Source organism: Ureibacillus sp. FSL K6-2830, assembly GCF_038004145.1.
Taxonomy (GTDB): Bacteria; Bacillota; Bacilli; order Bacillales_A; family Planococcaceae; genus Ureibacillus; species Ureibacillus thermosphaericus.
Genome location: NZ_JBBOQR010000001.1, coordinates 909,046 through 935,110 on the forward strand (window position 1 = coordinate 909,046; position 26,065 = coordinate 935,110).

29 protein-coding genes are annotated in these 26,065 nt (G+C 36.1%); 7 read left to right on the plus strand and 22 right to left on the minus strand.

Features of this window, described 5'->3' with window-relative positions:
• Positions 1-38: 38 nt before the first annotated feature.
• The 18 genes from NSU17_RS04510 to NSU17_RS04590 all read right to left on the minus strand — a co-directional run bounded on the left by NSU17_RS04510 (position 39) and on the right by NSU17_RS04590 (position 17,306).
• Positions 39-1,595: a hypothetical protein gene (locus tag NSU17_RS04510; RefSeq protein WP_340704394.1), complete on the minus strand. Its 1,557-nt coding sequence runs from the start codon at positions 1,593-1,595 to the stop codon at positions 39-41.
• Positions 1,596-1,657: 62 nt separating this feature from the next.
• A complete protein-coding gene (locus tag NSU17_RS04515; protein ID WP_340704395.1) occupies positions 1,658-2,737 on the minus strand; it encodes a vWA domain-containing protein in 1,080 nt (359 codons plus the stop codon).
• A 232-nt stretch (positions 2,738-2,969) separates the two neighbouring features.
• Positions 2,970-3,065 carry a hypothetical protein gene (locus NSU17_RS15895; RefSeq protein WP_445684068.1) on the minus strand — a complete coding sequence of 32 codons (96 nt, stop codon included), beginning with the start codon at positions 3,063-3,065 and terminating at the stop codon, positions 2,970-2,972.
• A complete protein-coding gene (locus tag NSU17_RS04520) occupies positions 3,062-3,232 on the minus strand; it encodes a hypothetical protein (protein ID WP_340704396.1) in 171 nt (56 codons plus the stop codon). Before NSU17_RS04520 ends, NSU17_RS15895 begins: the two co-directional genes overlap by 4 nt.
• Positions 3,233-3,442: 210 nt before the next feature.
• The gene (locus NSU17_RS04525; protein WP_340704397.1) at positions 3,443-4,717 is read right to left on the minus strand and encodes an ISL3 family transposase; all 1,275 of its coding nucleotides are present in this window, start codon (positions 4,715-4,717) and stop codon (positions 3,443-3,445) included.
• Between the two features lie 220 nt (positions 4,718-4,937).
• Positions 4,938-5,783 (minus strand): flagellin N-terminal helical domain-containing protein, encoded by an 846-nt coding sequence (locus NSU17_RS04530; RefSeq protein WP_340704398.1) that lies wholly within the window; start codon positions 5,781-5,783, stop codon positions 4,938-4,940.
• Positions 5,784-5,999: 216 nt separating this feature from the next.
• Entirely contained in the window at positions 6,000-6,215 is a 216-nt protein-coding gene (csrA, locus tag NSU17_RS04535) for a carbon storage regulator CsrA (protein ID WP_340704399.1), read from the minus strand.
• Positions 6,216-6,219: 4 nt separating this feature from the next.
• Complete coding sequence (gene fliW / locus NSU17_RS04540; protein ID WP_340704400.1) at positions 6,220-6,660, minus strand: flagellar assembly protein FliW; 441 nt, start codon at positions 6,658-6,660, stop codon at positions 6,220-6,222.
• Positions 6,661-6,681: 21 nt separating this feature from the next.
• Positions 6,682-7,236, minus strand: coding sequence for a DUF6470 family protein (locus tag NSU17_RS04545; RefSeq protein WP_340704401.1), 555 nt, complete (start codon positions 7,234-7,236; stop codon positions 6,682-6,684).
• Positions 7,237-7,289: 53 nt separating this feature from the next.
• Complete coding sequence (gene flgL / locus NSU17_RS04550; protein ID WP_340704402.1) at positions 7,290-8,165, minus strand: flagellar hook-associated protein FlgL; 876 nt, start codon at positions 8,163-8,165, stop codon at positions 7,290-7,292.
• Positions 8,166-8,180: 15 nt separating this feature from the next.
• A complete protein-coding gene (flgK, locus tag NSU17_RS04555) occupies positions 8,181-9,884 on the minus strand; it encodes a flagellar hook-associated protein FlgK (RefSeq protein WP_340704403.1) in 1,704 nt (567 codons plus the stop codon).
• Between the two features lie 79 nt (positions 9,885-9,963).
• Positions 9,964-10,461, minus strand: coding sequence for a flagellar protein FlgN (locus NSU17_RS04560; RefSeq protein ID WP_340704404.1), 498 nt, complete (start codon positions 10,459-10,461; stop codon positions 9,964-9,966).
• Positions 10,462-10,580: 119 nt separating this feature from the next.
• Entirely contained in the window at positions 10,581-10,844 is a 264-nt protein-coding gene (flgM, locus tag NSU17_RS04565; protein ID WP_016837982.1) for a flagellar biosynthesis anti-sigma factor FlgM, read from the minus strand.
• A 151-nt stretch (positions 10,845-10,995) separates the two neighbouring features.
• Complete coding sequence (locus tag NSU17_RS04570; protein ID WP_340704405.1) at positions 10,996-11,418, minus strand: TIGR03826 family flagellar region protein; 423 nt, start codon at positions 11,416-11,418, stop codon at positions 10,996-10,998.
• Positions 11,419-11,691: 273 nt separating this feature from the next.
• A complete protein-coding gene (locus NSU17_RS04575; protein ID WP_340704406.1) occupies positions 11,692-12,312 on the minus strand; it encodes a ComF family protein in 621 nt (206 codons plus the stop codon).
• A 26-nt stretch (positions 12,313-12,338) separates the two neighbouring features.
• Complete coding sequence (locus NSU17_RS04580) at positions 12,339-13,763, minus strand: DEAD/DEAH box helicase (RefSeq protein WP_340704407.1); 1,425 nt, start codon at positions 13,761-13,763, stop codon at positions 12,339-12,341.
• A gap of 71 nt (positions 13,764-13,834) precedes the next feature.
• Positions 13,835-14,686 carry a DegV family protein gene (locus NSU17_RS04585; RefSeq protein ID WP_340704408.1) on the minus strand — a complete coding sequence of 284 codons (852 nt, stop codon included), beginning with the start codon at positions 14,684-14,686 and terminating at the stop codon, positions 13,835-13,837.
• Between the two features lie 2,068 nt (positions 14,687-16,754).
• Positions 16,755-17,306 carry a nuclear transport factor 2 family protein gene (locus NSU17_RS04590; protein WP_340435808.1) on the minus strand — a complete coding sequence of 184 codons (552 nt, stop codon included), beginning with the start codon at positions 17,304-17,306 and terminating at the stop codon, positions 16,755-16,757.
• A gap of 524 nt (positions 17,307-17,830) precedes the next feature.
• Here NSU17_RS04590 and NSU17_RS04595 point away from each other — a divergent pair.
• From NSU17_RS04595 to NSU17_RS04610, 4 genes are all read left to right on the plus strand, one after another.
• Positions 17,831-17,983: a hypothetical protein gene (locus NSU17_RS04595; protein WP_340704409.1), complete on the plus strand. Its 153-nt coding sequence runs from the start codon at positions 17,831-17,833 to the stop codon at positions 17,981-17,983.
• Between the two features lie 3 nt (positions 17,984-17,986).
• Positions 17,987-18,418 (plus strand): IS110 family transposase, encoded by a 432-nt coding sequence (locus NSU17_RS04600; protein ID WP_340704410.1) that lies wholly within the window; start codon positions 17,987-17,989, stop codon positions 18,416-18,418.
• Between the two features lie 183 nt (positions 18,419-18,601).
• Positions 18,602-19,876, plus strand: a complete 1,275-nt coding sequence (locus tag NSU17_RS04605) for an ISL3 family transposase (protein ID WP_340704397.1) — start codon at positions 18,602-18,604, stop codon at positions 19,874-19,876.
• A 116-nt stretch (positions 19,877-19,992) separates the two neighbouring features.
• The gene (locus NSU17_RS04610; protein WP_340704411.1) at positions 19,993-20,427 is read left to right on the plus strand and encodes a transposase; all 435 of its coding nucleotides are present in this window, start codon (positions 19,993-19,995) and stop codon (positions 20,425-20,427) included.
• A 343-nt stretch (positions 20,428-20,770) separates the two neighbouring features.
• Here the strand turns inward: NSU17_RS04610 and NSU17_RS04615 are convergent, their stop codons facing one another.
• Positions 20,771-21,445 carry a response regulator transcription factor gene (locus NSU17_RS04615; protein WP_340435969.1) on the minus strand — a complete coding sequence of 225 codons (675 nt, stop codon included), beginning with the start codon at positions 21,443-21,445 and terminating at the stop codon, positions 20,771-20,773.
• Positions 21,446-21,470: 25 nt separating this feature from the next.
• Positions 21,471-22,643, minus strand: coding sequence for a sensor histidine kinase (locus NSU17_RS04620; protein WP_340704412.1), 1,173 nt, complete (start codon positions 22,641-22,643; stop codon positions 21,471-21,473).
• A gap of 168 nt (positions 22,644-22,811) precedes the next feature.
• On the opposite strand from NSU17_RS04620, the gene NSU17_RS04625 reads away from it, so the two are divergent.
• The 3 genes from NSU17_RS04625 (at position 22,812) to NSU17_RS04635 (ending at position 25,104) form a co-directional block, all read left to right on the plus strand.
• Entirely contained in the window at positions 22,812-23,447 is a 636-nt protein-coding gene (locus NSU17_RS04625; RefSeq protein WP_340704413.1) for a YigZ family protein, read from the plus strand.
• 218 nt (positions 23,448-23,665) lie between these two features.
• Positions 23,666-24,751: an LCP family protein gene (locus NSU17_RS04630; protein WP_340704414.1), complete on the plus strand. Its 1,086-nt coding sequence runs from the start codon at positions 23,666-23,668 to the stop codon at positions 24,749-24,751.
• Positions 24,752-24,963: 212 nt separating this feature from the next.
• Positions 24,964-25,104 carry a hypothetical protein gene (locus tag NSU17_RS04635; protein ID WP_340704415.1) on the plus strand — a complete coding sequence of 47 codons (141 nt, stop codon included), beginning with the start codon at positions 24,964-24,966 and terminating at the stop codon, positions 25,102-25,104.
• Here the strand turns inward: NSU17_RS04635 and NSU17_RS04640 are convergent.
• A complete protein-coding gene (locus NSU17_RS04640) occupies positions 25,094-25,309 on the minus strand; it encodes a hypothetical protein (protein WP_340704416.1) in 216 nt (71 codons plus the stop codon). The genes NSU17_RS04635 and NSU17_RS04640 overlap by 11 nt on opposite strands.
• Positions 25,310-25,640: 331 nt before the next feature.
• Positions 25,641-25,808, minus strand: a complete 168-nt coding sequence (locus tag NSU17_RS04645; protein WP_340704417.1) for a hypothetical protein — start codon at positions 25,806-25,808, stop codon at positions 25,641-25,643.
• Positions 25,809-26,065 lie beyond the last annotated feature (257 nt).

A 26,065-nucleotide genomic window follows, 5' to 3' on the forward strand; every position in this document is an offset into this window, starting at 1 on the left:
CCTCTAAGCTTTTTGGCAAACATTTTCACAAGTTAAAGTCATTGAGAAACAGTAATTAAACTTCTAATTCTTTTATTATTATAGATAATATCAATATAACTTGTTCCTTTAGATATAGCCTCCAAATCTCCACCATTTACGTTTACTCGGTCTGTTCGTGAACTTGTTACTGTCACATCAGATACCGAAAGATCTTTTATTGTTCCATCAGACATTTTCGCTTTTAGTCCACTAATTGTATATTTATCTCCAATCTTCATTGTTGATGGAAATGCTGTGTCTAGATAGAAATCTACGATTGTCGCTGTCGATTCTACTGTTACTAATTTTCGGATTATTTTTCCATTATAACTAATGTCGATATAACTTGTTCCTGAAGCTAATGCTTCTAGCTCTCCACCAGTCACGTTTACTCGGTCTGTTCGTGAACTTGTTACTGTCACATCAGATACCGAAAGATCTTTTATTGTTCCATCAGACATTTTCGCTTTTAGTCCACTAATTGTATATTTATCTCCAATCTTCATTGTTGATGGAAGTGCTGTGTCTAGATAGAAATCTCCGATTGTCGCTGTCGATTCTACTGTTACTAATTTTCGGATTGTTTTTCCATTATAACTAATGTCGATATAACTTGTTCCTGAAGCTAATGCTTCTAGCTCTCCACCAGTCACGTTTACTCGGTCTGTTCGTGAACTTGTTACTGTCACATCAGATACCGAAAGATCTTTTATTGTTCCATCAGACATTTTCGCTTTTAGTCCACTAATTGTATATTTATCTCCAATCTTCATTGTTGATGGAAGTGCTGTGTCTAGATAGAAATCTACGATTGTCGCTGTCGATTCTACTGTTACTAATTTTCGGATTATTTTTCCATTATAACTAATGTCGATATAACTTGTTCCTGAAGCTAATGCTTCTAGCTCTCCACCAGTCACGTTTACTCGGTCTGTTCGTGAACTTGTTACTGTCACATCAGATACCGAAAGATCTTTTATTGTTCCATCAGACATTTTCGCTTTTAGTCCACTGATTGTATATTTATCCCCAATCTTCATTGTTGATGGAAATGCTGTGTCTAGATAGAAATCTCCGATTGTCGCTGTCGATTCTACTGTTACTAATTTTCGGATTGTTTTTCCATTATAACTAATGTCGATATAACTTGTTCCTGAAGCTAATGCTTCTAGCTCTCCACCAGTCACGTTTACTCGGTCTGTTCGTGAACTTGTTACTGTCACATCAGATACCGAAAGATCTTTTATTGTTCCATCAGACATTTTCGCTTTTAGTCCACTAATTGTATATTTATCTCCAATCTTCATTGTTGATGGAAGTGCTGTGTCTAGATAGAAATCTCCGATTGTCGCTGTCGATTCTACTGTTACTAATTTTCGGATTGTTTTTCCATTATAACTAATGTCGATATAACTTGTTCCTGAAGCTAATGCTTCTAGCTCTCCACCAGTCACGTTTACTCGGTCTGTTCGTGAACTTGTTACTGTCACATCAGATACCGAAAGATCTTTTATTGTTCCATCAGACATTTTCGCTTTTAGTCCACTGATTGTATATTTATCCCCAATCTTCATTGTTGATGGAAGTGCTGTGTCTAGATAGAAATCTACTACTTTTGGTCCAGGTACTACTGATATTAAGTTACGAATTTTTTTCCATTAAAAGTAAAATCAATATAACTTGTACCAGAATCAAGTGCTTCTAGCTCTCCATTTTTTACTTTAATCCTATCTTCCCTTGAACTAGTTATTAGAACATCATTAATCGACACATCAGTCACTGTTCCATTTGACCACTTGGCTTTTAATCCAGTTACTGTATATTTATCACCAATTTCCATAGTTGAAGGTAGAGCAGTTTCCAAATAAAAATCTTCTAAAACAGGTGCAGGGTTTACATTAACTATATTTCTAAAAGTTTTTCCCTGATATTCATAATCAATAAAGCTAGTACCTCTATTTAACGCGGTAAGTTTTCCATCTGTTGAAACGATTACCCTATCTTCTCTACTACTTTTATAACTCACTTCAAGAGGATTTAAAGTTGTAATTTTACCATTAGACCATTCTGCTTTTACAACCGTTTGAATTGTTTGGCCTACTGAAAAATCTGAAGGATAAGGTTCTACAAAAATACGAACTAATTCCCCTGGTTCATCTTCTGGAAGATCTTGAACAGGGACATTTAAATTTTCTTCAAGTTCTTTTTCAACATATTCTGGTAAATCAATACCCCAAATATCAATCTCTAATCCTTCAAGCGCATTTCTTGCATCTTGATAATTTCCACCACAAGTATCTGCTCCATCAGTATATACAATTAATTTTCCTTTTTGGCCAGTACCGTGCTGTTTTAAATAATCTGCACTAAAAGAAATCGCTCCTACTAAAGGAGTAGTTCCAGATGGTTGAATTGAATTTAATGGATCAATTAATTTTTCTACATCTGATGTTAATTCATGAATAACTCGAACATCTCCACAATTATAAAATGCTATAAGACCAACTTCTACATTTTTTCCTTTTACACTATTTATGAAAGATTGTGCTGCACTTTTAGCTCTCTCAATTCTAGTATTACTTGCCATACTGCCAGAAGCATCAATAACTAACATATAAGATGTTTCGTAATTGAAGTTATTTTCTGCTCTCACATTAGAATAATAAGGTATAAATGTTAGAAATAATACTAATAGAATGTTAATAAGCTTCTTCACTAAACCACCTTCTTATATCCATATTTATACATTTTATTTTAATAGATAAATATATCTATGTCTATATACCTATTTTCTATGTCTATATACCTATTTTTCAGTAATATATTGTTAATGGTGAACTAGTGATAGATTATAGTTTTTTAGGTTCTTTGTCAAATGGTGTTGGTGAAAAGTTTTAGTGACTTTTCTGGTATATGCAACCGCAAAGCTTAGAGGAACTTCGAATCCTCTAAGCTTTTTTCATTGTGATTAAATTTTGGGTAATCAGAATCCGATTTTTAAAATGGTGGAAGCAGCGATAACCGAAAGAAATGCGTTTAATCACTTTGATTTTGTTATTAAACCCTCTAAAATGCCGTTATTATAATCGTACTTTAGCGTATTCTCGACGTAATTGATGTATTTGTTGATTGTCTTGATGGCGGTTTTCATATAGCGGGAAACGATATTTTGTATATTGAGTAGGTTTCGTATAGAATGATGGTGAGACATGTGACACAACTCCTTGTAAATGTGGTTTTGGTCGATTACATTTTACCAGAGTTTGTCACATATCTCATTTTTTTGTGTAAAAAAATGGTGATGGTTGTATCCACCAACACCAAATATTAGGTTCTTTGTCAAATGGTGTTGGTGAATAAATTTTAGTGACATTATTTGGTAATATGTAATCGGATGGCTTAGGGGAAATTCGAGGTTCCCCTAAGCTGTTTTTATTTTCGCTAAGTTTTGGGTAATGAATATTCGGTTTCTAAAGTGATAGAAGGATCGATAACCGAAAGAAATGCGTTTAATCACTTTGATTTTGTTATTAATCCCTTCTAAAATGCCGTTGTTATAATCATATTTCAACGTATTCTCCACGTAATTTATGTATTTGTTTATTGTCTTGATGGCGGTTTTCATATAGCTGGAAACGCTGTTCTGTTTATTCGCCAAGGTTTTCTTCAAGAGCTCAAAGTCTTTGGTTTTGATGCAATGTTGCACGTATTGGTATAACTCATAGGACGCTTTTAATTCAGAATCTAAATCAATGAGATAGTGGAGAATCTCCACCTCACACATATGCTTTTTAAAGCAACGATGATATGTATAGTTCTTATAATCAAGTTTTGTTTGATCTTTCAGAAGGAGCTTCCAGTATTTTTTCAATTTATTGTAATTCTTTTTATCCCGATTCATGACGTTGATGCGCGTTTTGTTTAAAGCTCTGCTAAATAGTTGGAGGATATGGAATTTGTCGAGTACGATTTCCGCTTTAGGGAAAACTTCGTGGATTAAGGAAATATAAGGGCTGTACATATCGATGACAATCGTTTTTACCGCATCTCTCGCCTTCTTGGAATACCGTAAGAAATACTCTTTGAGGACATGTAATCTCCGGTCCTCCACGATATCCACAATCTCCCCCGTTTCAGAGTCGCAGAAAATAAAGGACATCGCTCCAGCTGCGGATTTCACTGATTTAAACTCGTCAAAACACAAATGCTTTGGAAGATAGTGATAATTCGGCTGATAGTAGCTATAAAAGCTGTCAATGACTCTACTGACAGTGGCATGAGAAACATTATGTTTCATTGCAATATCTTTTTCGGATATTTTATCTTTGGCGTTTAAAGCAATCGATACTTTGGTATTGTTGGAAATACAACAGTTTTTAGCCACGACGCTCGTTTTTAAAGTAAACGTGGAATGACAATGTTTACAGAAATAACGCTGTTTACGCAATTTTAAGTAGGTATGAAAACCTGAAATGCTAGGCATTTTAATGAGAGACGTTTTAAAACCGTGTTTAATGATTTGATCATCAAAGACATGTCCACAAGCATAACAAGCTTTTGGTTGGTAAGTTAATTGGCCATAAAAGACTTTTGATTGGACCCCTTTAATGAGTTCTTCTGCACAAAAATTTTCATCAAATGTGATATTTTTATCTTTAATATTTAATAAATTACGTATAGAATAATGATGAGACATGTGACATCACTCCTTGTAAATGTGGTTTTGGTCGATTACATTTTACCAGAGTTTTGTCACTGTCTCATTTTTTTGTTCAAAAAAATTGGTGCTGGTTTTTACTCACCAACACCAAATATTATAGAGCCAAATATTATAGAGCCATAAAAAACCCACAGATATTTAAAATGTCTATGGGTTTTTTGAATTCGAGAAGGGATTGTCCCAATCTCTTTATTTATTAACGTAATAATTGTAGTACACCTTGTGGTTGTTGGTTAGCTTGAGCTAACATTGCTTGAGAAGCTTGTGCTAGAATAGAAGCTCTTGTTTGCTCCATCATTTCTTTCGCCATGTCTACATCACGGATACGAGATTCTGCAGCTGTTAAGTTTTCTGCAGCATTGTCTAAGTTAGCAATTGTATGCTCTAAACGGTTTTGAGTAGCACCTAATAGAGAACGTCCTGCAGAAACTTCTTTAATTTGGTCGTTGATTGTTTCAATTAAACCAGTTGCAGTTGCGCTATCTGCTACATCAGTATCAGTTAAAGACCCAACTGCTGTTTCAATATCAGTAAGATTGATTCCTTTAGTTGTAAAATCTACAGTCATAGTTTGATCCTTATTTGCACCAACTTGGAATGTAACTGAACCAGAGCCATCTCCAGCTGTTCCATCTAAAAGATTTTGTTCGTTGAACTGAGTTGTTTCTTTAATTCTTGTAATTTCTTTTCCTAATTCTGTTAACTCTTGAGCGATTGCTTCACGGTCTACATCAACGTTTGTATCGTTTGCAGCTTGCACTGCTAATTCACGCATACGTTGAAGAATAGAATGTACTTCGTTTAAAGCACCTTCAGCAGTTTGAATCATTGAGATACCATCTTGTGCGTTTTTAGAAGCCATTTGTAAACCGCGAATTTGGCCACGCATTTTTTCAGAGATAGAAAGACCTGCAGCATCGTCACCAGCACGGTTGATGCGAAGACCAGAAGATAATTTTTCCATAGATTTTAATTGTGCATTGTTTGCAATTCCTAATTGACGATGAGTGTTAAGAGCCGCAATATTGTGGTTAATTCTCATTTTATTTTCCTCCTTGAAATTTTTTCCCCACGTCCTTGTGGGCTTTTTGTTTATGTAGAAGAGAAACAAGCCGGCCGGAACTTGCTTCCCTCACTTACACTATTAATATCGGATGGGAAAGTAAATGTTTAAATAGATTTATAAAAAAATCCTTTAGAATTTTTTTGTTAAAACAAAAAAACCGCTTAGCCTCATTCAAAACTAAGCGGAATTGTTTCATTTCAATTTGTTTTTTAATATATCCAAGTTTTTGATAACAGCTTCCGTATTGGATTGGGAGATTGCGTGTCTAAGTTCTCCCCGCACGATGTCAATATGTTTCGGTGCACGGATGCCGATTTTTACTTGATCTCCTTTCACTTCCGAAATGATGATTTCGATATCATCGCCAATCCAAATAGATTCACCTTTTTTTCTCGAAAGTACCAGCATACGCTCACCCCTTCACACTTTGTAAATTTAGTTTGTGGCGGATGGCGTATGTTTCATCATTCAAAATGACTTGTTTTGCTTTATGATTCGTGGTATTAATGACAATCGGCGCTTTTAAGTTGGCTGTCGATTCTTCCAATGTTTCTTTCAATGTCACGATGACAAATACCGCGACTTCCTTTTCACATTTTATATCAAGGGCATGAACGGTTGCTTCATCAATTTCAAAAGTATAGTTTTCTGTTATTAAATAAGGACTTGTAATAATGAATGCAAGTTCTTTCGTTTGAATGGATTGCAGGATTTGAAACATGCTGTTTTCTTCAATAGGGATTTGCACGAATTGTTTCTCTTCTTCAAATCCTGGTATACCGTGTTCAAACGTTAAAATCATCGCAGGATCAATTTCAATTTCACCTATATACGCTGTTTGAATGTTCATCATCTTTTAACGACTCCTTGCTATTTATACAAGCCAATCAATTTTTACTGATGGATATTGTAACATTTCAATGTTTACTTTTCCTGGTGTGTATTCATGAATCGGTTTATGAATTTTTACATTATGAATTACTTTTTGAGGTTCAAATTGAATTTCTACCTGCGCTGGTTCATAGTTGATTTTGACAGTACCAGGTTGTGGAATAAATTTTATATTTAAACTTGAATAGAGTTTTATATGATGCTTTTTAGCTTGCTCCCGGATGGGATTTCCTCCGTTTTCGATGCGCATCAGTTGCTGTCCTTCTTCTGCCCTTCTGGCCGTTCCTTCCAAAGCGGCTTGTTTTCCTTCTTGCGCCATTTCGGCAGTTCTTGCCCGGACGTTTTTGTGGCCGATGCTTTCTCTTGCTTCAAAAGCATCGATGGACAGTTTGGATGGAGTGGTTTTAATCGACAGTTTGGCTATCGGCTGGTGAATTTCCTGTTCAGCTTTAGGTTGTTCAATTCTTTGAATAGGTTTTGTCGTTGTCATTCCAATTAGGGCATCAATTGTTTGAATTTGAATTTTTGGGAAATTCATGGATTCTCCCCCTTTTCAAAGAAAGCGTTTGGAATGTCTCCAAACGCTTCGTATTATCTCAGAAAATCGACCAGGGTAGGCTGAACGATTCGAGCACCTGTAGATAATGCCGCTCGATGAATGGATTCCTGCGTAATTAAATTCGTTATCGCTTTTTCGTAATCGACATCTTCATTTTCTGACATTTGTTTCGTTGCGATGACTTCTTGTGACTGCAATCTTTCATCCATCAACTCGATTCGATTTTGGCGGGCACCGATATCCGCACGAGTTGTTAATATCTTATCCATTACATTATCAATGCTTTCTAAAAAAGAAGATAATTCTCCAGCACTTTTTTTATCCATTGAGGTGTTAATGTCTGCAAACATCAAATCAATCTCTTTTAATAACTGGATGGGTGTTGTATTGATTTGAATTTGTATGCCGCTGAATACTTCAATTTCGATTCCTTTAAAAAATGCATCATCAATGGGTTCAGGATATCCATTATCAAATGGTGGTGTCGTCGTTTTCGTGCCACTGAAAATATACTTATTCCCAATCTTTGTATTAGCTAAACTTTGGATATGCTCCCTTAATTGCTGCAACTCGCTATTTATTTGTAAACGGTCTTCAGGAGTGGCTGTGTCTGATGAAGCCTGAACCATCAATTCCCTTGCCCGTTGAAGAGCAGAACCGATTTTGTCCAACGTATCATCTGTTGTATCAAGCCAGTTATATGCTTCACCAATGTTGCGTGAAAATTGTTGAACTTTGTTTAGTTCTGTACGATAACCTATCCCCTTCATCACAACAACCGGGTCATCAGAAGGTCGGTTCACCTTTTTTCCGGTTGTGATTTGATCTTGATATTTCCCTAATTTCCTGTAACTCTCAGAAAGATTTCTCAACATATTATTAGAAAGCATCGACTGTGTTACGCGCATTTCGATCACCTCTTACTATAGTCCAACACGGCCCATTCCGTTGATGATTTTATCCAATATTTCATCGATTGCTGTAATCATTCGAGCATTGGCGTTATAGGCTTGTTGGAATGCAATCATATTGGTCATTTCTTCATCAAGGGAAACGGAACTGATGGACGATCTTCTTTCAGAAACGGATTGTTGCAGCGTTTGAGCATTATATGTCAATCGTTCTGCTTGTTGACCGTCAACCCCTAATTGTCCAACAAATCCTTCAAAGTAGCTTTGAATGCTGACGCCTTTAAGCCCCTCAAGTGTTTGGAATTTTAAATTTGCAAGTGCCAAAGCATTTTTACCGTTTCCTGGTTCAGCATTGCCCGAAGTTGAGCCCGAAGTTGAGTCCGAAGTTGAGCCCGAAGTTGAGCCCGAAGTTGAGCCCGAATTTGAGTCCGAAGTTGAGCCCGAATTTGAGTCCGAAGTTGAGCCCGAAGTTGAGTCCGAAGTTGAGCCCGAATTTGAGTCCGAAGCTGCGATTTTAGAAGCTGCGATTTTATTTGGTGAATTGATGATTGTATCGGAAACATAAATATTTCCAGCAGTGATTTCATTATCAGAATTGTTTTTTACAAAAAAGTCTACACCCTGTTTTCCATCCAAATCGGTTCCTTTTCGATGGAGTTCATTAAATGCCTCTGCAAATTCTTTCGCTAATCTATTGATTTTTTCAAGGTTTTCAGGGAATAGCCCTTTTTGATTTCCGTTTATATCAATATATCCGTAAGAATCAACGAGAGATTTCAATTTTCCAAGGTTGCTGAATTGATTAATATTAATATCAATTTCCGTTTCATTGCCAATTTCATCAACTCTAACAATTTTAAATCCTTTGACTGAATCCGTTGGTGTCAGTCCATCACTTGTAGATGCACCGGAATTCCGCAATTGTGCAAAATCCTTACCATCCACTAATTTCACTTTTGTTCCATCACTTAGTTTTAAGAATACTCTGACAGAACCTTCTGCAATTGCGAGAGCGTTTCCTCCTGATTTTTCATATTCCAACTCAATTGGGATGTATGTAGAAAGCTGATCAAGTAATTTATCCCTTTCATCATATAAATCATTTGGCATGTAACCATTGGGTTCCACTGATTGAATCTGATAGTTTAGATGAGCAATTTGTTCCAAAACGGAGTTGATATCCCTTAATGTAATTCCTATTTCATTTGCAGCATTTTCTCTCAATTGTTGGATAGAGTTATAAATATAATGGAAGGAATCTGCTACGGCAATTGCTCTCTGAACAACTACTGTTCGAGCACCTCCATCTTCAGGATGCACATGCAAATCTTGTAATGAATTCCAAAATCCATCTAAAGCTTTGGCCAATCCATAATCCGATGGCTCATTTAAAATATCTTCCAATTGGCTGATGGATTTGGATTTTGTTTCCCAATAACCTAATTTGTTTGTTTCTTGACGATATTGCCGATCTACAAAGGCATCACGTATCCGTTGTACAGAACTAGCTTTAACACCCGTTCCAATAAAACCTGCAACTTTTGGGGCATTCAAACCTGTACCCGGATAACCAAGTGTTGGCTCCATGTTAACTCTTTGTCTAGAATAACCTTCCGTATTGGCATTTGCTATGTTATGTCCAGTTGTATATAATGCGCTTTGTTGTGTATATAAACCGCGTTTACTTGCTTCCAGTCCCATAAATGTGGAGCGCATATAGACTCCTCCTTACCTAAAATATGTATTCAAGATTTGGGAAGGGGCCAAGTGTTCCCTCCTCTACGCAATCAATCCTCTATGCTTGCGAATCAAACAGCGAATGACGGGGAGCATTTCCACCGCGCACCGTTTTCTCAGAATAGTTAATTTCTTCAGGCTGAGGGCGCAACATATTCAGCGTGATGTTCACAAGCTGCAGCGAATTGAAAATCAGCTGCTGATTCAAATCATTTTGAATTTTTAAATTTTCAACTACTTTCAATAATCGATTGCGAACATCCGCTAACTTTTGCCGCTCTTCTTCGTCTTCCACCGCTTCCAATAACTCCGCAATCGTTGGAACACTAGACACTTCGATGCCTTTTGACTGAAAATATTCCACGACCTTCTGTTGGCGCTGGGATTCCAATTGTTCGATTGCAGCCACATGGGATTGTTCGATTTTTAACATTTTATCCAGTTCGTCCATGTCATTGTTTTTCACAAGTTCCGTCTTCTTATAAGCATGTTCAAGTAAACTCTTATGCATTTTTTCAAGCTTCTCTAAAATTGAAATAATCGGTTGAACTGACATGGTTTTGAACTCCTTTAAATAAATTCCTTTTGATCTCAAGAAATCTTTTCATCGAGCTTGCTTAATATAAGCTCATTGAAAAAATTTCTTTTATCTCGATGATTTTGTTTTGAGTCATCTTAACGGAGACGGTAATATTTCAACATATCCTCAGCCACTTTCTGAGCATCGACTTTATATTGACCTGATTGGATTTCCTTTTTTAATTTTTGGATTTTTTCCGCACGCTCTTGACTATAATCGGACACTACCTGCATTTCTTTTGCTGCATCTGAAATTTCTATTCTATCTGCAAAAGCATTTTTTGCTTTTACAGTATTCACATTTCGCTGTTGTTTCGTATAAGGATTTACTGAATTCGTATTGATTGGATTGATTTTCACAAGTTAGCCCCCCTTCATAACCTGTCTAGTTATTATTTCGGTTTGTTCACGAAAATGTTAAATGAGTTAAATAAAAAAACTCACATCTGCTTTACACCATTATTTAGTATAACAACAATGGCGACGTGAGCAAATTGTGAGCCGTTTATTATTATTTTTTATTTTTTTCCTTATCAGCTAGATAAGTAAGACGTTCACTTTTTTCAATACTTTCTCTAAATTCTTTCGCCGCTTCAAAAGTACGCAAATCTGATTTTAATTCAGTAACGCAACTTTCACATAGCTTCCCTTTTTTCGTTAAACGTCCACAGTTATCGCATGGATAGCCTAAGTTTGGAAAAACTGCTGGATGAAGGCGCCCTTTACGAACCCATTTAAACAATAATTCCTTATCTACTCCTGTTGCCTCTACTATTCGATCCACTGTCGCAGCACGGTTTTCTCGTTTTCTTAAAAAACGATAAACAATTTGATACATTTCTTCTTCTTTTTGAGAACATTTATAACAAACATCTCTAATGCCTGTATAGTTAAAAAATTCACCACAACTCGGACAATTTCGGATCTCTACCAAAACTAGCCCCCCTATCAATAAAGAAGATTGACTAAAATATCCACATCATATTAAAACCATTATACAACAATGTAGTAAATTGTCCTATTTTGATAAAAAAATACTATTATCTAGTAACTAATTTTGTAAATAATGTTCACACTTTTTTAACATTTTGGCAAAATTTTAATTGTGACATTTTGTGTAGTATATGCTAAAAAACAGATTTTTTAATGGATCGCTCATTCCTCAGTTTCTTATCTCTACTCATAGGAGTTATTGTAAATTTTCTCTTCATTTATAGAAACCCGACTTTATTAACGTAAAAGCTTTTACCGATTTGGCACCTCCTTCAATAAGCACTCGTTTGGCATGTCTGATTGTCGTTCCTGTCGTATATATATCATCAACAAGGAGAATTTCCTTCCCTTCCACTTGTACGGTTTTTTTTAATTTAAAAATTTGTGGCGTATTCATCCGTTCCTCTCTCGTTTTTCCTCCTTGAGTTTCTGTCGTTATTTTCTCCAACAAATGAACATAAGGGATTCGTGCTTCCTTCAGTAATTCATCCACATGGCTAAAGGTGCGTTCCTTTAATTTTTCAGGATGAATCGGAATTGGGACTATCATTTCTTTCCGATTTTTTAAATTGTAATAAATTTCCTCACGAAACACTTTTGCGAGCAGCACATCATGCATGAACTTATAACGATGTAAATAATCTTGCATCGCTTCGTTATAGTAATATAACGATACTACTTCTTCATCCTGTTCATGGAGACACGACTCAAATTGATTTTCACATTCTTCGCAAATTACTTTCGGAAATCGATTGAAGAAAAGCCGTTTCCAATCCATCTGACTATTTAATGGTGCGTTGCAAAGAAGGCAATTCTTGACTTCGTTGCGATTCATTTTATCCTCCTTTTTATTCGATTGTCCTATTGAAATCCCTCCTTATTTAATCGAAGGATTTCATTTCTCGCTGCATCCATTTCAACCGAGATTCCGTGATGGAAAAAGACGATCTCACCGCCAGGAAAATTTACATTTCTCCCAACACGACCGCTTATTTGAATCAACGCGCTCGATGTAAAAATTTTTGATTCTGCCCCTACGACTGCAACTTGCACATTGCAGATTGTTACCCCTCTTTCTAATATTGTCGTTGTTAATAATCCAGGGATTTCTTCATTTCTCAATTTCATGACTTTCTCTTTCCGTTCTGGATCTTTGGCATGAACGCTTAAAATGTCCGGATGAATTTGTTGAAATAGTGGTGCGGCTTTTTGCATTAAGTGAATCGTCGGAAAGAAAATGAAAAAGGGTTCTCCTTGCTCAATTCTCGATTTCGTCCATAGCGCTAATTTTTTTGGAATTCTTCCTTTATTTATTTGCCTTTCATAAAACCAAAGAGACTCAAATCGAGGTATTGGGAGCGAATGACCATGATATCGCTTCGGAATAAACGAATAACCCCATCCGTCTTTTTTAACTTTCGATAAAATTTGAACAGATGGAGTTGCCGTGACAAGTGCGACAGGAGCACCTTTCTTCTTTGATTTCCATACCGCCTTTTGCAATGAAATATCGTAAGTATATGGAAACGCATCCGCTTCATCCACTATGACCATATCAAATGCCTCTTCAAAGCGATAAAGTTGATGTGTCGTTGCGATGACGAGTTGAGCGGTTCCCTTTTGTTTTGGGGCATTGCCATAATAGGCATGGATAACCGTATTCGGAAAAACTTTTTGAAAACGAGGAAATAATTCTAATACGACATCTGTTCTTGGCGTTGCAATACAAATTCTTAATCCTTCTTGTAAACAATGGAAAACGGCGGGAAACAAAATCTCAGTTTTACCCGCGCCACACACCGCATGCAAGAGATGGTTCCGTCGTTGAATTATGCTGTCTAGCAGCTCTTTTGAAGCTTTTTGTTGAAGCTCCGTAAACATGCCATTCCAGTCGAGTATGTGATGTTTAGGAAATTTTTCACTCGGACCATTCCAAACTAAAAGATCTGTACAACTACTCATCCTCCCCATGTTGATGCAATGTCTACAGTAAACGCAAATTTTCCTACATCGCGCACATTCAAATTCTACAAATTCTTGTTGATTATCATTAGAACAGCGGTTGCAAATATATTTTTTATTAAAGAAGGGGAAAAAAGACTGTTTTTCTGAAATAGCAGGCTTTACTTTGAAATAGTTGTTTTCGATATAACGATCAATCTTTTCTTTTGAAAAAGGAGTATTTTCCCTGGACCAAACTTTCCCGATAAAGAATTCACGAATTTCTGGTTCTACGATGATTCCTTTATATTGTCTTGCTTGAGTTAGCTGCACTTTGTGTTTCATACAATCCTCCTTTTTGAAGCTCCTAATACCAATAAAAAAGCCTCTACTATTACAGTAGAGACTACAAACGTTTACTCTTCTATTACCGGAACCCAGCCTAATCCTAATGAGCCTTCTCCTAAATGAGTGCCAATCACTGGTCCAAAATAACTTAAATGAAATTCCACGTTTGGAAACTTTTCTTGCATTTTCGCCATCCACTCTCGTGCTTCTTGTTCCCGATTGGCATGAATCACCATAGCATGAATACGATCATATTTTGCTGCATCTTGCGAAAGCAGTTCTTCCACACGACTTAAGGCTTTTTTCTTCGTGCGAATCTTTTCAAATGGGACAATAACTTTATTTTCGAAATGAAGAACTGGCTTAATTTGCAACAATCCTCCCACAATGGCAGCTGCAGATGACAATCTTCCTCCCCGTTGCAAGTGAGACAAGTCATCAACAATAAAATAAGCACGCATGCGGCTTTTTATTTCTTCTAATTTCTCTAATATTTCATCAGAAGTTTTTCCTTCTTTCGCCATTTTTGCTGCCTGCACTGCGTAGTATCCTTGCGGCGCACAAGAAATTTCACTATCAAAGCTATGCACTTTAATGCCTTCTACTAAATTGCCGGCCTGCATTGCACTTTGAAATGTCCCGCTAATTCCGCTCGATAAATGAATGCAGATAACTTCATCATAGTCTTTCGATAATGTTTCAAATAATTCCATAAATTTACCAATAGGCGGCTGAGTCGTCTTCGGGAACACCTTTGTTTCACGAACTTTATCGTAAAACTCTTTTGCATGAATTTCGACTTCTTCTTCGAACACACCATCTTCTAATGTCACACTTAATGGAATCATATAAATATTGTATTTTTCACGTTCTTCAGGCGATAAATAAGCTGTACTGTCCGTTACAACTGCGATGCTCATATATTCACTCTCCTATGTAATTTATCATACAGTAATCATGCATTCTTGTTAATAAGAAAAAAACTACAAAAAGAATGATTGTGAGACTTGAAAGAGAAAAAACTTGCTGATGTGATATTAGCCAAATTTAAGTATTAAAATTTTCTAAAAGGATAATAGTCAAACTTCAGAAGATATTAGTCAATCAGAGCAAGATAATAGTCAAATTCGGGAAAATAATAGCCAATCCTCAAAAATTCCTTCCCTAATCATGGGATAATAGTCAAACTTCAGAAGATATTAGCCAATCTGAGCAAGATAATAGCCAAATTCGGGAAAATATTTGCCAAGCGAAAAAAATCAATCCCCTGAAGATGGGATAATAGTCAAACTTCAGAAGATATTAGCCAATCTGAGCATGATAATAGTCAAATCTCGAAAAATAATAGCCAAGCCTCAAAAAACCCTTCCCTGATCATGGAATAATAGTCAAACTTCAGAAGATATTAGCCAATCTGAGCATGATAATAGTCAAATCTCGAAAAATAATAGCCAAGCCTCAAAAAACCCTTCCCTAATCATGGGATAATAGTCAAACTTCCGTATATATTAGCCAATCTGAGCATGATAATAGTCAAATTCGGGAAAATATTTGCCAAGCCACAAAAATTCCTTCCCTGATCATAGGATAATAGTCAAACTTCCGTATATATTAGCCAATTCGAGCATGATAATAGTCAAATCTCGAAAAATAATAGCCAAGCCTCAAAAATTCCTTCCCTAATCATGGGATAATAGTCAAACTTCAGAAGATATTAGCCAATCTGAGCAAGATAATAGCCAAATCTCGAAAAATAATAGCCAAGCCTCAAAAATTCCTTCCCTGATCATGGAATAATAGTCAAACTTCAGAAGATATTAGCCAATCTGAGCAAAATAATAGTCAAATCTCGAAAAATAATAGCCAAGCCTCAAAAATTCCTTCCCTGATCATAGGATAATAGTCAAACTTCAGAAGATATTAGCCAATCTGAGCAAGATAATAGCCAAATTCGGGAAAATATTTGCCAAGCACAAAAAATCAATCCCCTGAAGATGGGATAATAGTCAAACTTCGGGAGATATTAGCCAATCTGAGCATGATAATAGTCAAATCTCGAAAAATAATAGCCAAGCCTCAAAAAACCCTTCCCTAATCATGGGATAATAGTCAAACTTCCGTATATATTAGCCAATCTGAGCATGATAATAGTCAAATTCGGGAAAATATTTGCCAAGCGAAAAAAATCAATCCCCTGAAGATGGGATAATAGTCAAACTTCAGAAGATATTAGCCAATTCGAGCATGATAATAGTCAAATTCGGGAAAATATTTGCCAAGCGAAAAAAATCAATCCCCTGAAGATGGGATAATAGTCAAACTTCAGAAGATATTAGTCAATCTGAGCATGATAATAGTCAAATCTCGAAAAATAATAGCCAAGCCTCAAAAAACCCTTCCCTAATCATGGGATAATAGTCAAACTTCCGTATATATTAGCCAATCTGAGCATGATAATAGTCAAATTCGGGAAAATATTTGCCAAGCGAAAAAAATCAATCCCCTGAAGATGGGATAATAGTCAAACTTCAGAAGATATTAGCCAATTCGAGCATGATAATAGTCAAATTCGGGAAAATATTTGCCAATCCTCAAAAATCCCTTCCCTGATCATGGGATAATAGTCAAACTTCAGAAGATATTAGCCAATCTGAGCAAGATAATAGCCAAATCTCGAAAAATAATAGCCAAGCCTCAAAAATTCCTTCCCTAATCATGGGATAATAGTCAAACTTCAGAAGATATTAGCCAATTCGAGCATGATAATAGTCAAATTCGGGAAAATATTTGCCAAGCGAAAAAAATCAATCCCCTGAAGATGGGATAATAGTCAAACTTCCGTATATATTAGCCAATCTGAGCATGATAATAGTCAAATTCAAGAAAATAATAGCCAAACCAAAAAACACTTCCTTAATTAGCCACTCCCGCCTACCTTCCTGCACAAAAAAATATCATCCAATCCAAAGTTGGATGATCCTTTTTCTTTTACTGGTCTAACTTTTCCATACCTACAATCCTTGTAATTTTCCAATCATCATTTTCCTTCACAAAGATTGTAACTTGTCTCACCGTACGATTAAGCGTTGCATCTGTTCCATGTTCTTTCACATGATAATCAATATTCGCAACCACATGAGCTTCGTCTTCGTTATACTTCACAATCGTTGCATCTGAATCCTCTAATTTCACATCATGATTTTTAAATGTTTCTTTTAACATTTCAATTTCTTCTTCATAATTAAATCCAATTGCATTTTTGGAAAGAACATTTGCGTAGCGATTAATATCTTTCGCATTAAATGAATTAATATATTCATCAAAGGCAGCAATAATTTTTACTTTTTCATCAACAGGAACATTCGCCGCTTCAACAAATTGGTCACCGATCATTTCAAACCCAATTGCCTCTTCTGACTCCCCAGTTGTATTTTCTACGGATGAAATCGCTTTAGAATTAGAATCAGTATCTGAATCATTATTTCCACAAGCAGTTAGCAGGAATACTGCAGAAACTACTAAGATTAACCAGTTCTTCATTTACCCTTACCTCCCAAGGCAATATTGTAGCATATGTGCAACTACCATTTCTATTGATGCAGATTTTTGTCGAAATTACAAGAAACATTTCATCATTTACTTAAGACGAAATCACCTTAAACTTAGTTGCCTCGATTTACAAATCCTCTCCATTACGCACCATTTGCATAATTGAATTCAAAACATACTAAGATTAGTAGTACAAACCAAGGCCAAGGTTTGTGCTACTATTTTTTATAGTAGAAGTGAAGAAAAGTCGACCAGTCTCAGGGATCTTTGAATCCATATTAAAAACTGGCTAACTTCACACCCTTATGCGAATCAGTTTAGTATGTTGGCTCCATAGAGATCGTGTATAAGAAAGTGAAATCGATAAGGTAAGGTGAAGACTTCTATGAATTGGCAAAGAAGGAGTAATGGAATGAAACATGTTATTGGATTAGAGTACAGTAACGATCTATGATAGTTATCGTCAGTGCAAATATGAAGGCGAAATCAATCATACACGAAGAGATTTTGAACAATTGCATAAGCGAATAGTAGATATTACATCACTTGATGAGCAAGCACCAGACATTGTATTTGAAGCAACAGGTGATTATTCAAAACCGATGGAAGCATTTTTAAAAGATTACGGTTATGCATATTGTCGGATGAATCCCCATGAAGCGAACTGATAAATGGCGAAGATGCGTCGACATAAAACCGATATAAGCGATGCTCATGAATTAGCCAAAACACATTTTAAAATGGAGAGAGAACCAACCTATATCCAAGATGATTATTATGAGCAGATGCGTGCATTGACACGTTATGATGATGAAATTGATGAAGAAATGATTTTATTAAAAAATCGTATGCATTCCATTTTACAATTGAGTTTTCCAGAATTAGAAAAAATACTGACACCAAATTCTGCACTATTTTTAAATATAGTACAACGATCCCCACACCCAACACTTGTTTTAGCTCACTCTAAAACTGTCATTAAGAATCGCCTAAAAGCGAATACAAGAAAGAACCTTTCTTTAGAACGTGCAGAGAAAAAAGCAATTGCTTTATTAGAAGCTGCTCAAAATAGTGATCCAGCGATTAAATCTACCGATGTGTGATGTGAACAAGTCCGTGATTACGCAAATCGAATAGCAGAATTAAAGGATAAAAAAGGGCTCTATAATATTTGGTGTTGGTGAGTAAAAACCAGCACCAATTTTTTTGAACAAAAAAATGAGACAGTGACAAAACTCTGGTAAAATGTAATCGACCAAAACCACATTTACAAGGAGTGATGTCACATGTCTCATCATTATTCTATACGTAATTTATTAAATATTAAAGATAAAAATATCACATTTGATGAAAATTTTTGTGCAGAAGAACTCATTAAAGGGGTCCAATCAAAAGTCTTTTATGGCCAATTAACTTACCAACCAAAAGCTTGTTATGCTTGTGGACATGTCTTTGATGATCAAATCATTAAACACGGTTTTAAAACGTCTCTCATTAAAATGCCTAGCATTTCAGGTTTTCATACCTACTTAAAATTGCGTAAACAGCGTTATTTCTGTAAACATTGTCATTCCACGTTTACTTTAAAAACGAGCGTCGTGGCTAAAAACTGTTGTATTTCCAACAATACCAAAGTATCGATTGCTTTAAACGCCAAAGATAAAATATCCGAAAAAGATATTGCAATGAAACATAATGTTTCTCATGCCACTGTCAGTAGAGTCATTGACAGCTTTTATAGCTACTATCAGCCGAATTATCACTATCTTCCAAAGCATTTGTGTTTTGACGAGTTTAAATCAGTGAAATCCGCAGCTGGAGCGATGTCCTTTATTTTCTGCGACTCTGAAACGGGGGAGATTGTGGATATCGTGGAGGACCGGAGATTACATGTCCTCAAAGAGTATTTCTTACGGTATTCCAAGAAGGCGAGAGATGCGGTAAAAACGATTGTCATCGATATGTACAGCCCTTATATTTCCTTAATCCACGAAGTTTTCCCTAAAGCGGAAATCGTACTCGACAAATTCCATATCCTCCAACTATTTAGCAGAGCTTTAAACAAAACGCGCATCAACGTCATGAATCGGGATAAAAAGAATTACAATAAATTGAAAAAATACTGGAAGCTCCTTCTGAAAGATCAAACAAAACTTGATTATAAGAACTATACATATCATCGTTGCTTTAAAAAGCATATGTGTGAGGTGGAGATTCTCCACTATCTCATTGATTTAGATTCTGAATTAAAAGCGTCCTATGAGTTATACCAATACGTGCAACATTGCATCAAAACCAAAGACTTTGAGCTCTTGAAGAAAACCTTGGCGAATAAACAGAACAGCGTTTCCAGCTATATGAAAACCGCCATCAAGACAATAAACAAATACATAAATTACGTGGAGAATACGTTGAAATATGATTATAACAACGGCATTTTAGAAGGGATTAATAACAAAATCAAAGTGATTAAACGCATTTCTTTCGGTTATCGATCCTTCTATCACTTTAGAAACCGAATATTCATTACCCAAAACTTAGCGAAAATAAAAACAGCTTAGGGGAACCTCGAATTTCCCCTAAGCCATCCGATTACATATTACCAAATAATGTCACTAAAATTTATTCACCAACACCATTTGACAAAGAACCTAAAAAAGAAGCACTTGTCCAACAAATGATTACTTTATCAAAAGATCGAAAAGAGTATATGGTTTTACGTTCCATCCCTGATATCGGTGATGCTACTGCTTGTAGATTAATGGGGGAAATGGGTGATATTCGTCGCTTTCAACATGCTAAACAATTGAATGCTTATGCGGGAATTGATATTATGCGCTATCAATCGGGGAATACACAGTATCGTGATCGTATTAATAAAAGAGGTAACAAACACTTGCGAAAGCTTTTATATTTTATGGTGTGTGCCATGATTATGAAGAAGAAAGATAAACCGAATCATTTTGTAGATTACTATTATAAATTAAAAACACAACCTCAGAGAAAGCCTCATAAGGTTGCGATTATCGCCTGTATCAATAAATTTTTAAAAGTGACGTTCCAGTTACTGACCCATGGCATTCTATACGATTATGAAACTGCCTTAAGTTAAATAATCGATTAACTACACTATACCATAAATGACCTTGCGAAAAAATTAAAAATCGTTAGGTCTTTTTGGCATGCCAAAATTTAGTTGTAGTTGTGAGGGGATACCCCTTCACAACTACAACTAAAATAAAAACATATACAATTTACTTGACTAATCGTAAGAAAAGGCTGGGACAAAAGGTTTTCAGCCTATTTGAAACTCTATTTTGCGCTTCAATATCGTTCGTTTTTTTAATTAAATACCAAAATGCGTATGATAATTCTTTTTAAGAAGGCTAATTTTAGTTCTGTCCCAACCTCTTACAAAATAACAGTATGTAAATTTGTTCTTGGTGCTTATGGAATTATCGTACTTCCACCCAACCGTTTTTAATAGCTGTTACGACAGCTTGTGTACGGTCATTTACATTCATTTTTTGTAGAATGCTAGATACGTGGTTTTTCACTGTCTTTTCAGAAATGAACAATGTTTCACCAATTGCACGGTTAGATTGTCCATCAGTTAATAATTGCAGTACTTCACATTCACGTTTTGTGAGCAAGTGGAATGGACGACGAATTTCTGTTTGATGGAAGTTTCCTTTATTTTCATGCTCACTTAGGCGACGGAATTCAGCTACTAAATTTTTCGTTACTTTTGGATGCAAGTAAGATCCTCCATTTGCAACAACCTTGATTGCTTCTACTATTTCATCTGCATCCATTTCTTTCAGCATATATCCAAAAGCACCGGATTTTAACGCGTGCGTAACATATGATTCATCATCATGAATTGAAAGCATAATTACTTTTGCATCTGGAAATTCTTGAATCAATTCTTTTGTTGCATCTACGCCATTTTTACCTGGCATATTGATATCCATTAACACTACATCTGGTAAATAGTCTCTATACAAACTGATGATGTCGCTGCCGTCATCGCCTTCTGCAACAACCTCAAAGGATTCTTCAAACTCTAAAATACGTTTTACTCCTTCTCGGAATAATTGGTGATCGTCAATAATGATTATTCTTGTCACAAAGCATTCCCCCTTAACAAGTATATTACAGTTGAAATTTCTGTTCGTTATTTGGATATGGTATTTTAAACATAACTACAGTTCCATTTCCAATTTTCGTTTTAATGTCCATCGAACCTTTTAAAATTTCAACTCGTTCTCTCATTCCAATAATTCCAAAAGATTGCTCTCTTTTGGATTCTAAGTCGAAACCACTACCGTTATCTTTTACAATAACATTTAAATTGTTAAGATTCCATTCTAGTTTAACCCAAATATCTGTTGGGTTTCCATGTTTTACCGAATTATTCACACATTCCTGCACTAATCGGAAAATTGCGACTTCATAATTTGAAGGAAGTCTCGTTTCATTATTAAGAGATTGAAAATGAATGTCTACACCCTTGTTATATTCCATAATTGTGGACAAATATTTTTTTAATGTCGGCACAATGCCAAGATCATCTAATGCCATAGGACGTAAATCGTAAATAATCCTTCTTACTTCAGACAATGCTTCTCTAACTGTTTTCTTGAGTTCTGAAATTTCCTTTATAGCGGAATCAATGCCTCTTTCACGATATGTTTTTTCTATTAAATCAGCTCGCATCAAAACATTTGCCATCATTTGTGCAGGACCATCGTGAATTTCACGAGACAATTTTTTTCTTTCCTCTTCTTGAGCGGCAATAATGTTTATGCCAAATTCATGTTTTAATTTTGCCTGCTCAAGTGCTGCACCCACATTTTTCAAATCGGATGTTAAATAATTTAACACGACATTCACTTGATTAACAATATGGTCGGCTCGTTGTATTGTATCGTATAATACTTTTAGACGCCGTTCAAGGTCATCACGTTTCTCTCGTAGGCTTTTTTCTTCCGCCTCGGAAAGTGATAACCGAATTTGCAAGTCGTTGGCAGTTTCATAAGCCTCCCTGACTTGCTGTTCTGAATATTTATCGAAATGTCTGCTAACTTCTACTAACCTTTGTTTTGCCAGTTGCGTTTGGCGAGCTAAAGTATCACTATTGTGAATAACTACTTTTAATTTTTGCTTAATTAATTCCAATTCGATTTTCATTTCCTCAAAGCTTCTACGGCTTTGTTCGCTGATTATAAAAATATCGTTTTTCGAATTGGTAATATTTTCAATCATCCGATTAAAGATAAAATCAATCGATTGGATATCAATTTTGTTTTTTTCATCAAAATACATGATTTGTCCCCAATCCAATTGGTGTAATATAATAAATTATATATGAGCAACTATTAGTAATTAATGATTATATTAATCTAACATTATTATACCATTTTCCAGTAAACTTTTAAGAAAAATTTTTATTACAAGGAATTCGTTTTTTTGGAAAATAAAGGAGTTTTAGTGATGCGAAAAGACTACAAAACTGTAAAGGGTTATGGAGAAAAAGAGATTGTTATATCGAAATCTCGATTTATCGCATATGTTGATAGGGCTGAAACTGAAGAGGAAGCTATTAATTTTATTAATAAAATAAAAAAGATGCATTATAATGCTACCCACAACTGTTCTTGCTATATGATTGGCGAGCACAATCAAATTCAAAAAGCGAATGATGATGGGGAACCTAGCGGAACTGCTGGCGTTCCTATGTTAGAGGTGCTAAAAAAACAAGGACTTCAAGATACTGTCGTTGTTGTTACTCGCTATTTTGGTGGCATTAAGCTTGGAGCTGGAGGGCTTGTTCGGGCATACGGAAAAGCGACTACAGAAGGGATTGCGGCCGCCCAAGTAGTGGAAAGAAGACTACATCATGTAATGAAAGTAACGATTGATTATACATGGCTTGGTAAGGTGGAAAATGAAATTCGAAATTCGAAATATACCTTAGCTGAAATCCAATATGCTGACAATGTCGATATCATCGTTCATGTTTTAAAAGACGAAGAACAAACCTTTGTTGAATGGATGACAGAATTAACTAACGGACAAGCGACAATTACATGTATTGACAAAATATTTATTGAAAAGGTCATTTCATAATCGTTTAAGTCCTCGAAAAATTTCTTTTTTTGTCAAAAATTCTTTGTCATAATTTTTCAATTTACTGTTTTTCGACAACATTGTATAATTAATCGTATTGAACAATTTTGCTTTTCACATAAGATTTACCTGTGATGAATCTTAAGTTGAAATCCATAATAAACATAACAAGTCGTACAAAATCAACATTCCTACATATATAGAGGAGAGTATATATAATGAAACGAATGCAGAAAAAGGAGAAAAAAGGAAAACGTTCGACAAAGTTTTCGCTAGTACTTAAAGTATTTGCACTTTTGTCGGCTTCATTCTTAATTTGTGCAACAGCTTATGGAATTTATTTAACGAAAAAAGCTGAATACGCAGCAAAACAATCTTACGAAGAGCTTGAGGAGCGACAATCTTCTCCTAAAAGGGAAACAAAAGCTGAAGCTGAAATTGATAACATTTCCATTGTATTTATCGGGGTAGATGACAGTGAAGCGCGTGCACAGGGTTCAGATCATTCCCGCTCAGACGCTCTTTTATTAATGACACTCAACCGTGAAGAAAAAACAGCAAAATTAGTCAGTATCCCTCGGGATTCATATGTGTACATACCAAAAGTAGGATATCAAGATAAAATTACGCACGCACATGCTTTTGGTGGCACAGTGGCAACAATCGAAACGATAGAAGAATTATTTGATATTCCTGTCGACTATTATGTACGAATGAATTTTAATGCATTTATCGATGTAGTCGATGCGCTTGGCGGTATTGATTTAGAAGTTAACATTCCATATGCCTTTTATGAAAAAGACGAAAACGATCGCTACTCCATTTATTTAGAACCTGGATACCATCATTTAGATGGTCGAGAAGCATTAGCATTGGCAAGAACTCGTAAACACGATACAGATATTGCCCGTGGCGAGCGTCAACAAGATATCATTAAAGCCATTGCCAATAAAGCACTTTCCTTATCCTCTATCACGAAATACGATGAAATCATTTTGGCAATCGGTGACAACATGAAAACTAACTTAACATTCGATGATATGAAATCATTCCTTACGTATTTCTCAGGCGGCATGCCGCAAATTGATACATTGACATTACAAGGTCAAGGTGACATGTCAACAGGCATTTATTATTACATGTTAGATGAAGAATCTTTAGAAGAAACTAAACAAATTTTAAAAAGCCATTTAGAAATCATTCCAAACAAAGCGAATTCAAACATCTCAGAAATCGGTAGTGACGATGAAGCACAGCAAGTAGACGTTGGTTCATATTCCTATTCATCAAATTGGAATCGGTAAATAATTCACAATAGGCAAAATACACTCTCAAAGAGCTTGAGAGTGTATTTTTTATATTGGAAAGGGGAGTAGTTTTTTCAATCTACAGTCTGAACAACTTAGCATCATTTTATTCACTGTAAAGAATTAATTCTTATGATTATTATAAAGAGATATACTTTTCACATGTATGGGTAATACTTTACGCTTATAAAGATAGCCTTCTAGCTCGTGTGGGTGCAACTGAAGCTTGTGCAGATAGTTCATTGGCTTGTGCAGATGTATCCTCTATTTGTGCAGATAATTCTTTGGCTCGTGCGGATAACTTCTCAACTCATGAAGATATTACTTCAGCTCGTGCGTTTAGCTCCTAACTCGTGCAGATAACACCCAAGCTCGTGTGTTTAGCTCCCCAGCTCGTGCAGATAGCACTCCAGCTCGTGTGTATAACTCCTCATCTTGTGCATACAACACCCAAGCTCGTGCGTTTGGCTCCCCAGCTCGTGCAGATAGCACTCCAGCTCGTGTGTATAACTCCTCATCTTGTGCATACAACACCTCAGCTCGTGCATATAACACCCAAGCTCGTGCGTTTAGCTTCTAACTCGTGCAGATAGCACTCCAGCTCGTGTGTATAACTCCTCATCTTGTGCAGATAACACCCAAGCTCGTGCGTTTAGCTCCTAACTCGTGCAGATAGCACTCCAGCTCGTGTGTATAACTCCTCATCTTGTGCATATAACACCCAAGCTCGTGCGTTTAGCTCCCAACTCGTGCAGATAACACTCCAGCTCGTGTGTTTAGCTCCTAACTCGTGCAGATAACACCTTAGCTCGTGCGTTTAGCTCCCCAGCTCGTGCAGATAACACTCCAGCTCGTGTGTTTAGCTCCTAACTCGTTCAGATAACACCTAATCTCGTGCGTTTAGTTTCCCATCTTGTGTAGATGTCACTTCAGCTCGTGCGTTTAACTCCTCAGCTCGTGCATATAACACCCAAGCTCGTGCGTTTAACTCCTCAGCTCGTGCATATAACACCCAAGCTCGTGCGTTTGGCTCCCCAGCTCGTGCAGATAACACCTAAGATCGTGCGTTTAGCTCCTAACTCGTGCAGATAGCACTCCAGCTCGTGTGTATAACTCCTCATCTTGTGCATATAACACCTAAGCTCGTGCGTTTAGCTCCCCAGCTCGTGCATATAACACCTAAGCTCGTGCGTTTGGCTTCTCAACTCGGGCAGCTAATGCTCCAAGCTTTGGCATACATCCGCTCAACTTGTTCAAATGCAACTTCAAATATGTGCAGATAACCTCAAATTTGTTTAAAAGAAACCACAA

Excerpts from the sequence above, each read along its gene's own strand:
- flgL (WP_340704402.1), bottom strand. The coding sequence starts at position 8,165 with ATGCGCGTAACACAGTCGATGCTTTCTAATAATATGTTGAGAAATCTT.
- NSU17_RS04630 (WP_340704414.1), top strand. The coding sequence starts at position 23,666 with ATGAAACGAATGCAGAAAAAGGAGAAAAAAGGAAAACGTTCGACAAAG.
- NSU17_RS04590 (WP_340435808.1), bottom strand. The coding sequence starts at position 17,306 with ATGAAGAACTGGTTAATCTTAGTAGTTTCTGCAGTATTCCTGCTAACT.
- csrA (WP_340704399.1), bottom strand. The coding sequence starts at position 6,215 with ATGCTGGTACTTTCGAGAAAAAAAGGTGAATCTATTTGGATTGGCGAT.
- NSU17_RS04575 (WP_340704406.1), bottom strand. The coding sequence starts at position 12,312 with ATGAATCGCAACGAAGTCAAGAATTGCCTTCTTTGCAACGCACCATTA.
- NSU17_RS04605 (WP_340704397.1), top strand. The coding sequence starts at position 18,602 with ATGTCTCATCATTATTCTATACGTAATTTATTAAATATTAAAGATAAA.
- NSU17_RS04510 (WP_340704394.1), bottom strand. The coding sequence starts at position 1,595 with ATGAAGATTGGGGATAAATATACAATCAGTGGACTAAAAGCGAAAATG.
- NSU17_RS04610 (WP_340704411.1), top strand. The coding sequence starts at position 19,993 with ATGATTACTTTATCAAAAGATCGAAAAGAGTATATGGTTTTACGTTCC.
- NSU17_RS04580 (WP_340704407.1), bottom strand. The coding sequence starts at position 13,763 with ATGAAACACAAAGTGCAGCTAACTCAAGCAAGACAATATAAAGGAATC.
- NSU17_RS04530 (WP_340704398.1), bottom strand. The coding sequence starts at position 5,783 with ATGAGAATTAACCACAATATTGCGGCTCTTAACACTCATCGTCAATTA.
- NSU17_RS04520 (WP_340704396.1), bottom strand. The coding sequence starts at position 3,232 with ATGTCTCACCATCATTCTATACGAAACCTACTCAATATACAAAATATC.
- NSU17_RS04585 (WP_340704408.1), bottom strand. The coding sequence starts at position 14,686 with ATGAGCATCGCAGTTGTAACGGACAGTACAGCTTATTTATCGCCTGAA.
- NSU17_RS04545 (WP_340704401.1), bottom strand. The coding sequence starts at position 7,236 with ATGAATTTCCCAAAAATTCAAATTCAAACAATTGATGCCCTAATTGGA.
- flgK (WP_340704403.1), bottom strand. The coding sequence starts at position 9,884 with ATGCGCTCCACATTTATGGGACTGGAAGCAAGTAAACGCGGTTTATAT.
- NSU17_RS04620 (WP_340704412.1), bottom strand. The coding sequence starts at position 22,643 with ATGTATTTTGATGAAAAAAACAAAATTGATATCCAATCGATTGATTTT.
- NSU17_RS04600 (WP_340704410.1), top strand. The coding sequence starts at position 17,987 with ATGGCGAAGATGCGTCGACATAAAACCGATATAAGCGATGCTCATGAA.
- NSU17_RS04525 (WP_340704397.1), bottom strand. The coding sequence starts at position 4,717 with ATGTCTCATCATTATTCTATACGTAATTTATTAAATATTAAAGATAAA.
- NSU17_RS04625 (WP_340704413.1), top strand. The coding sequence starts at position 22,812 with ATGCGAAAAGACTACAAAACTGTAAAGGGTTATGGAGAAAAAGAGATT.
- fliW (WP_340704400.1), bottom strand. The coding sequence starts at position 6,660 with ATGATGAACATTCAAACAGCGTATATAGGTGAAATTGAAATTGATCCT.
- NSU17_RS04560 (WP_340704404.1), bottom strand. The coding sequence starts at position 10,461 with ATGTCAGTTCAACCGATTATTTCAATTTTAGAGAAGCTTGAAAAAATG.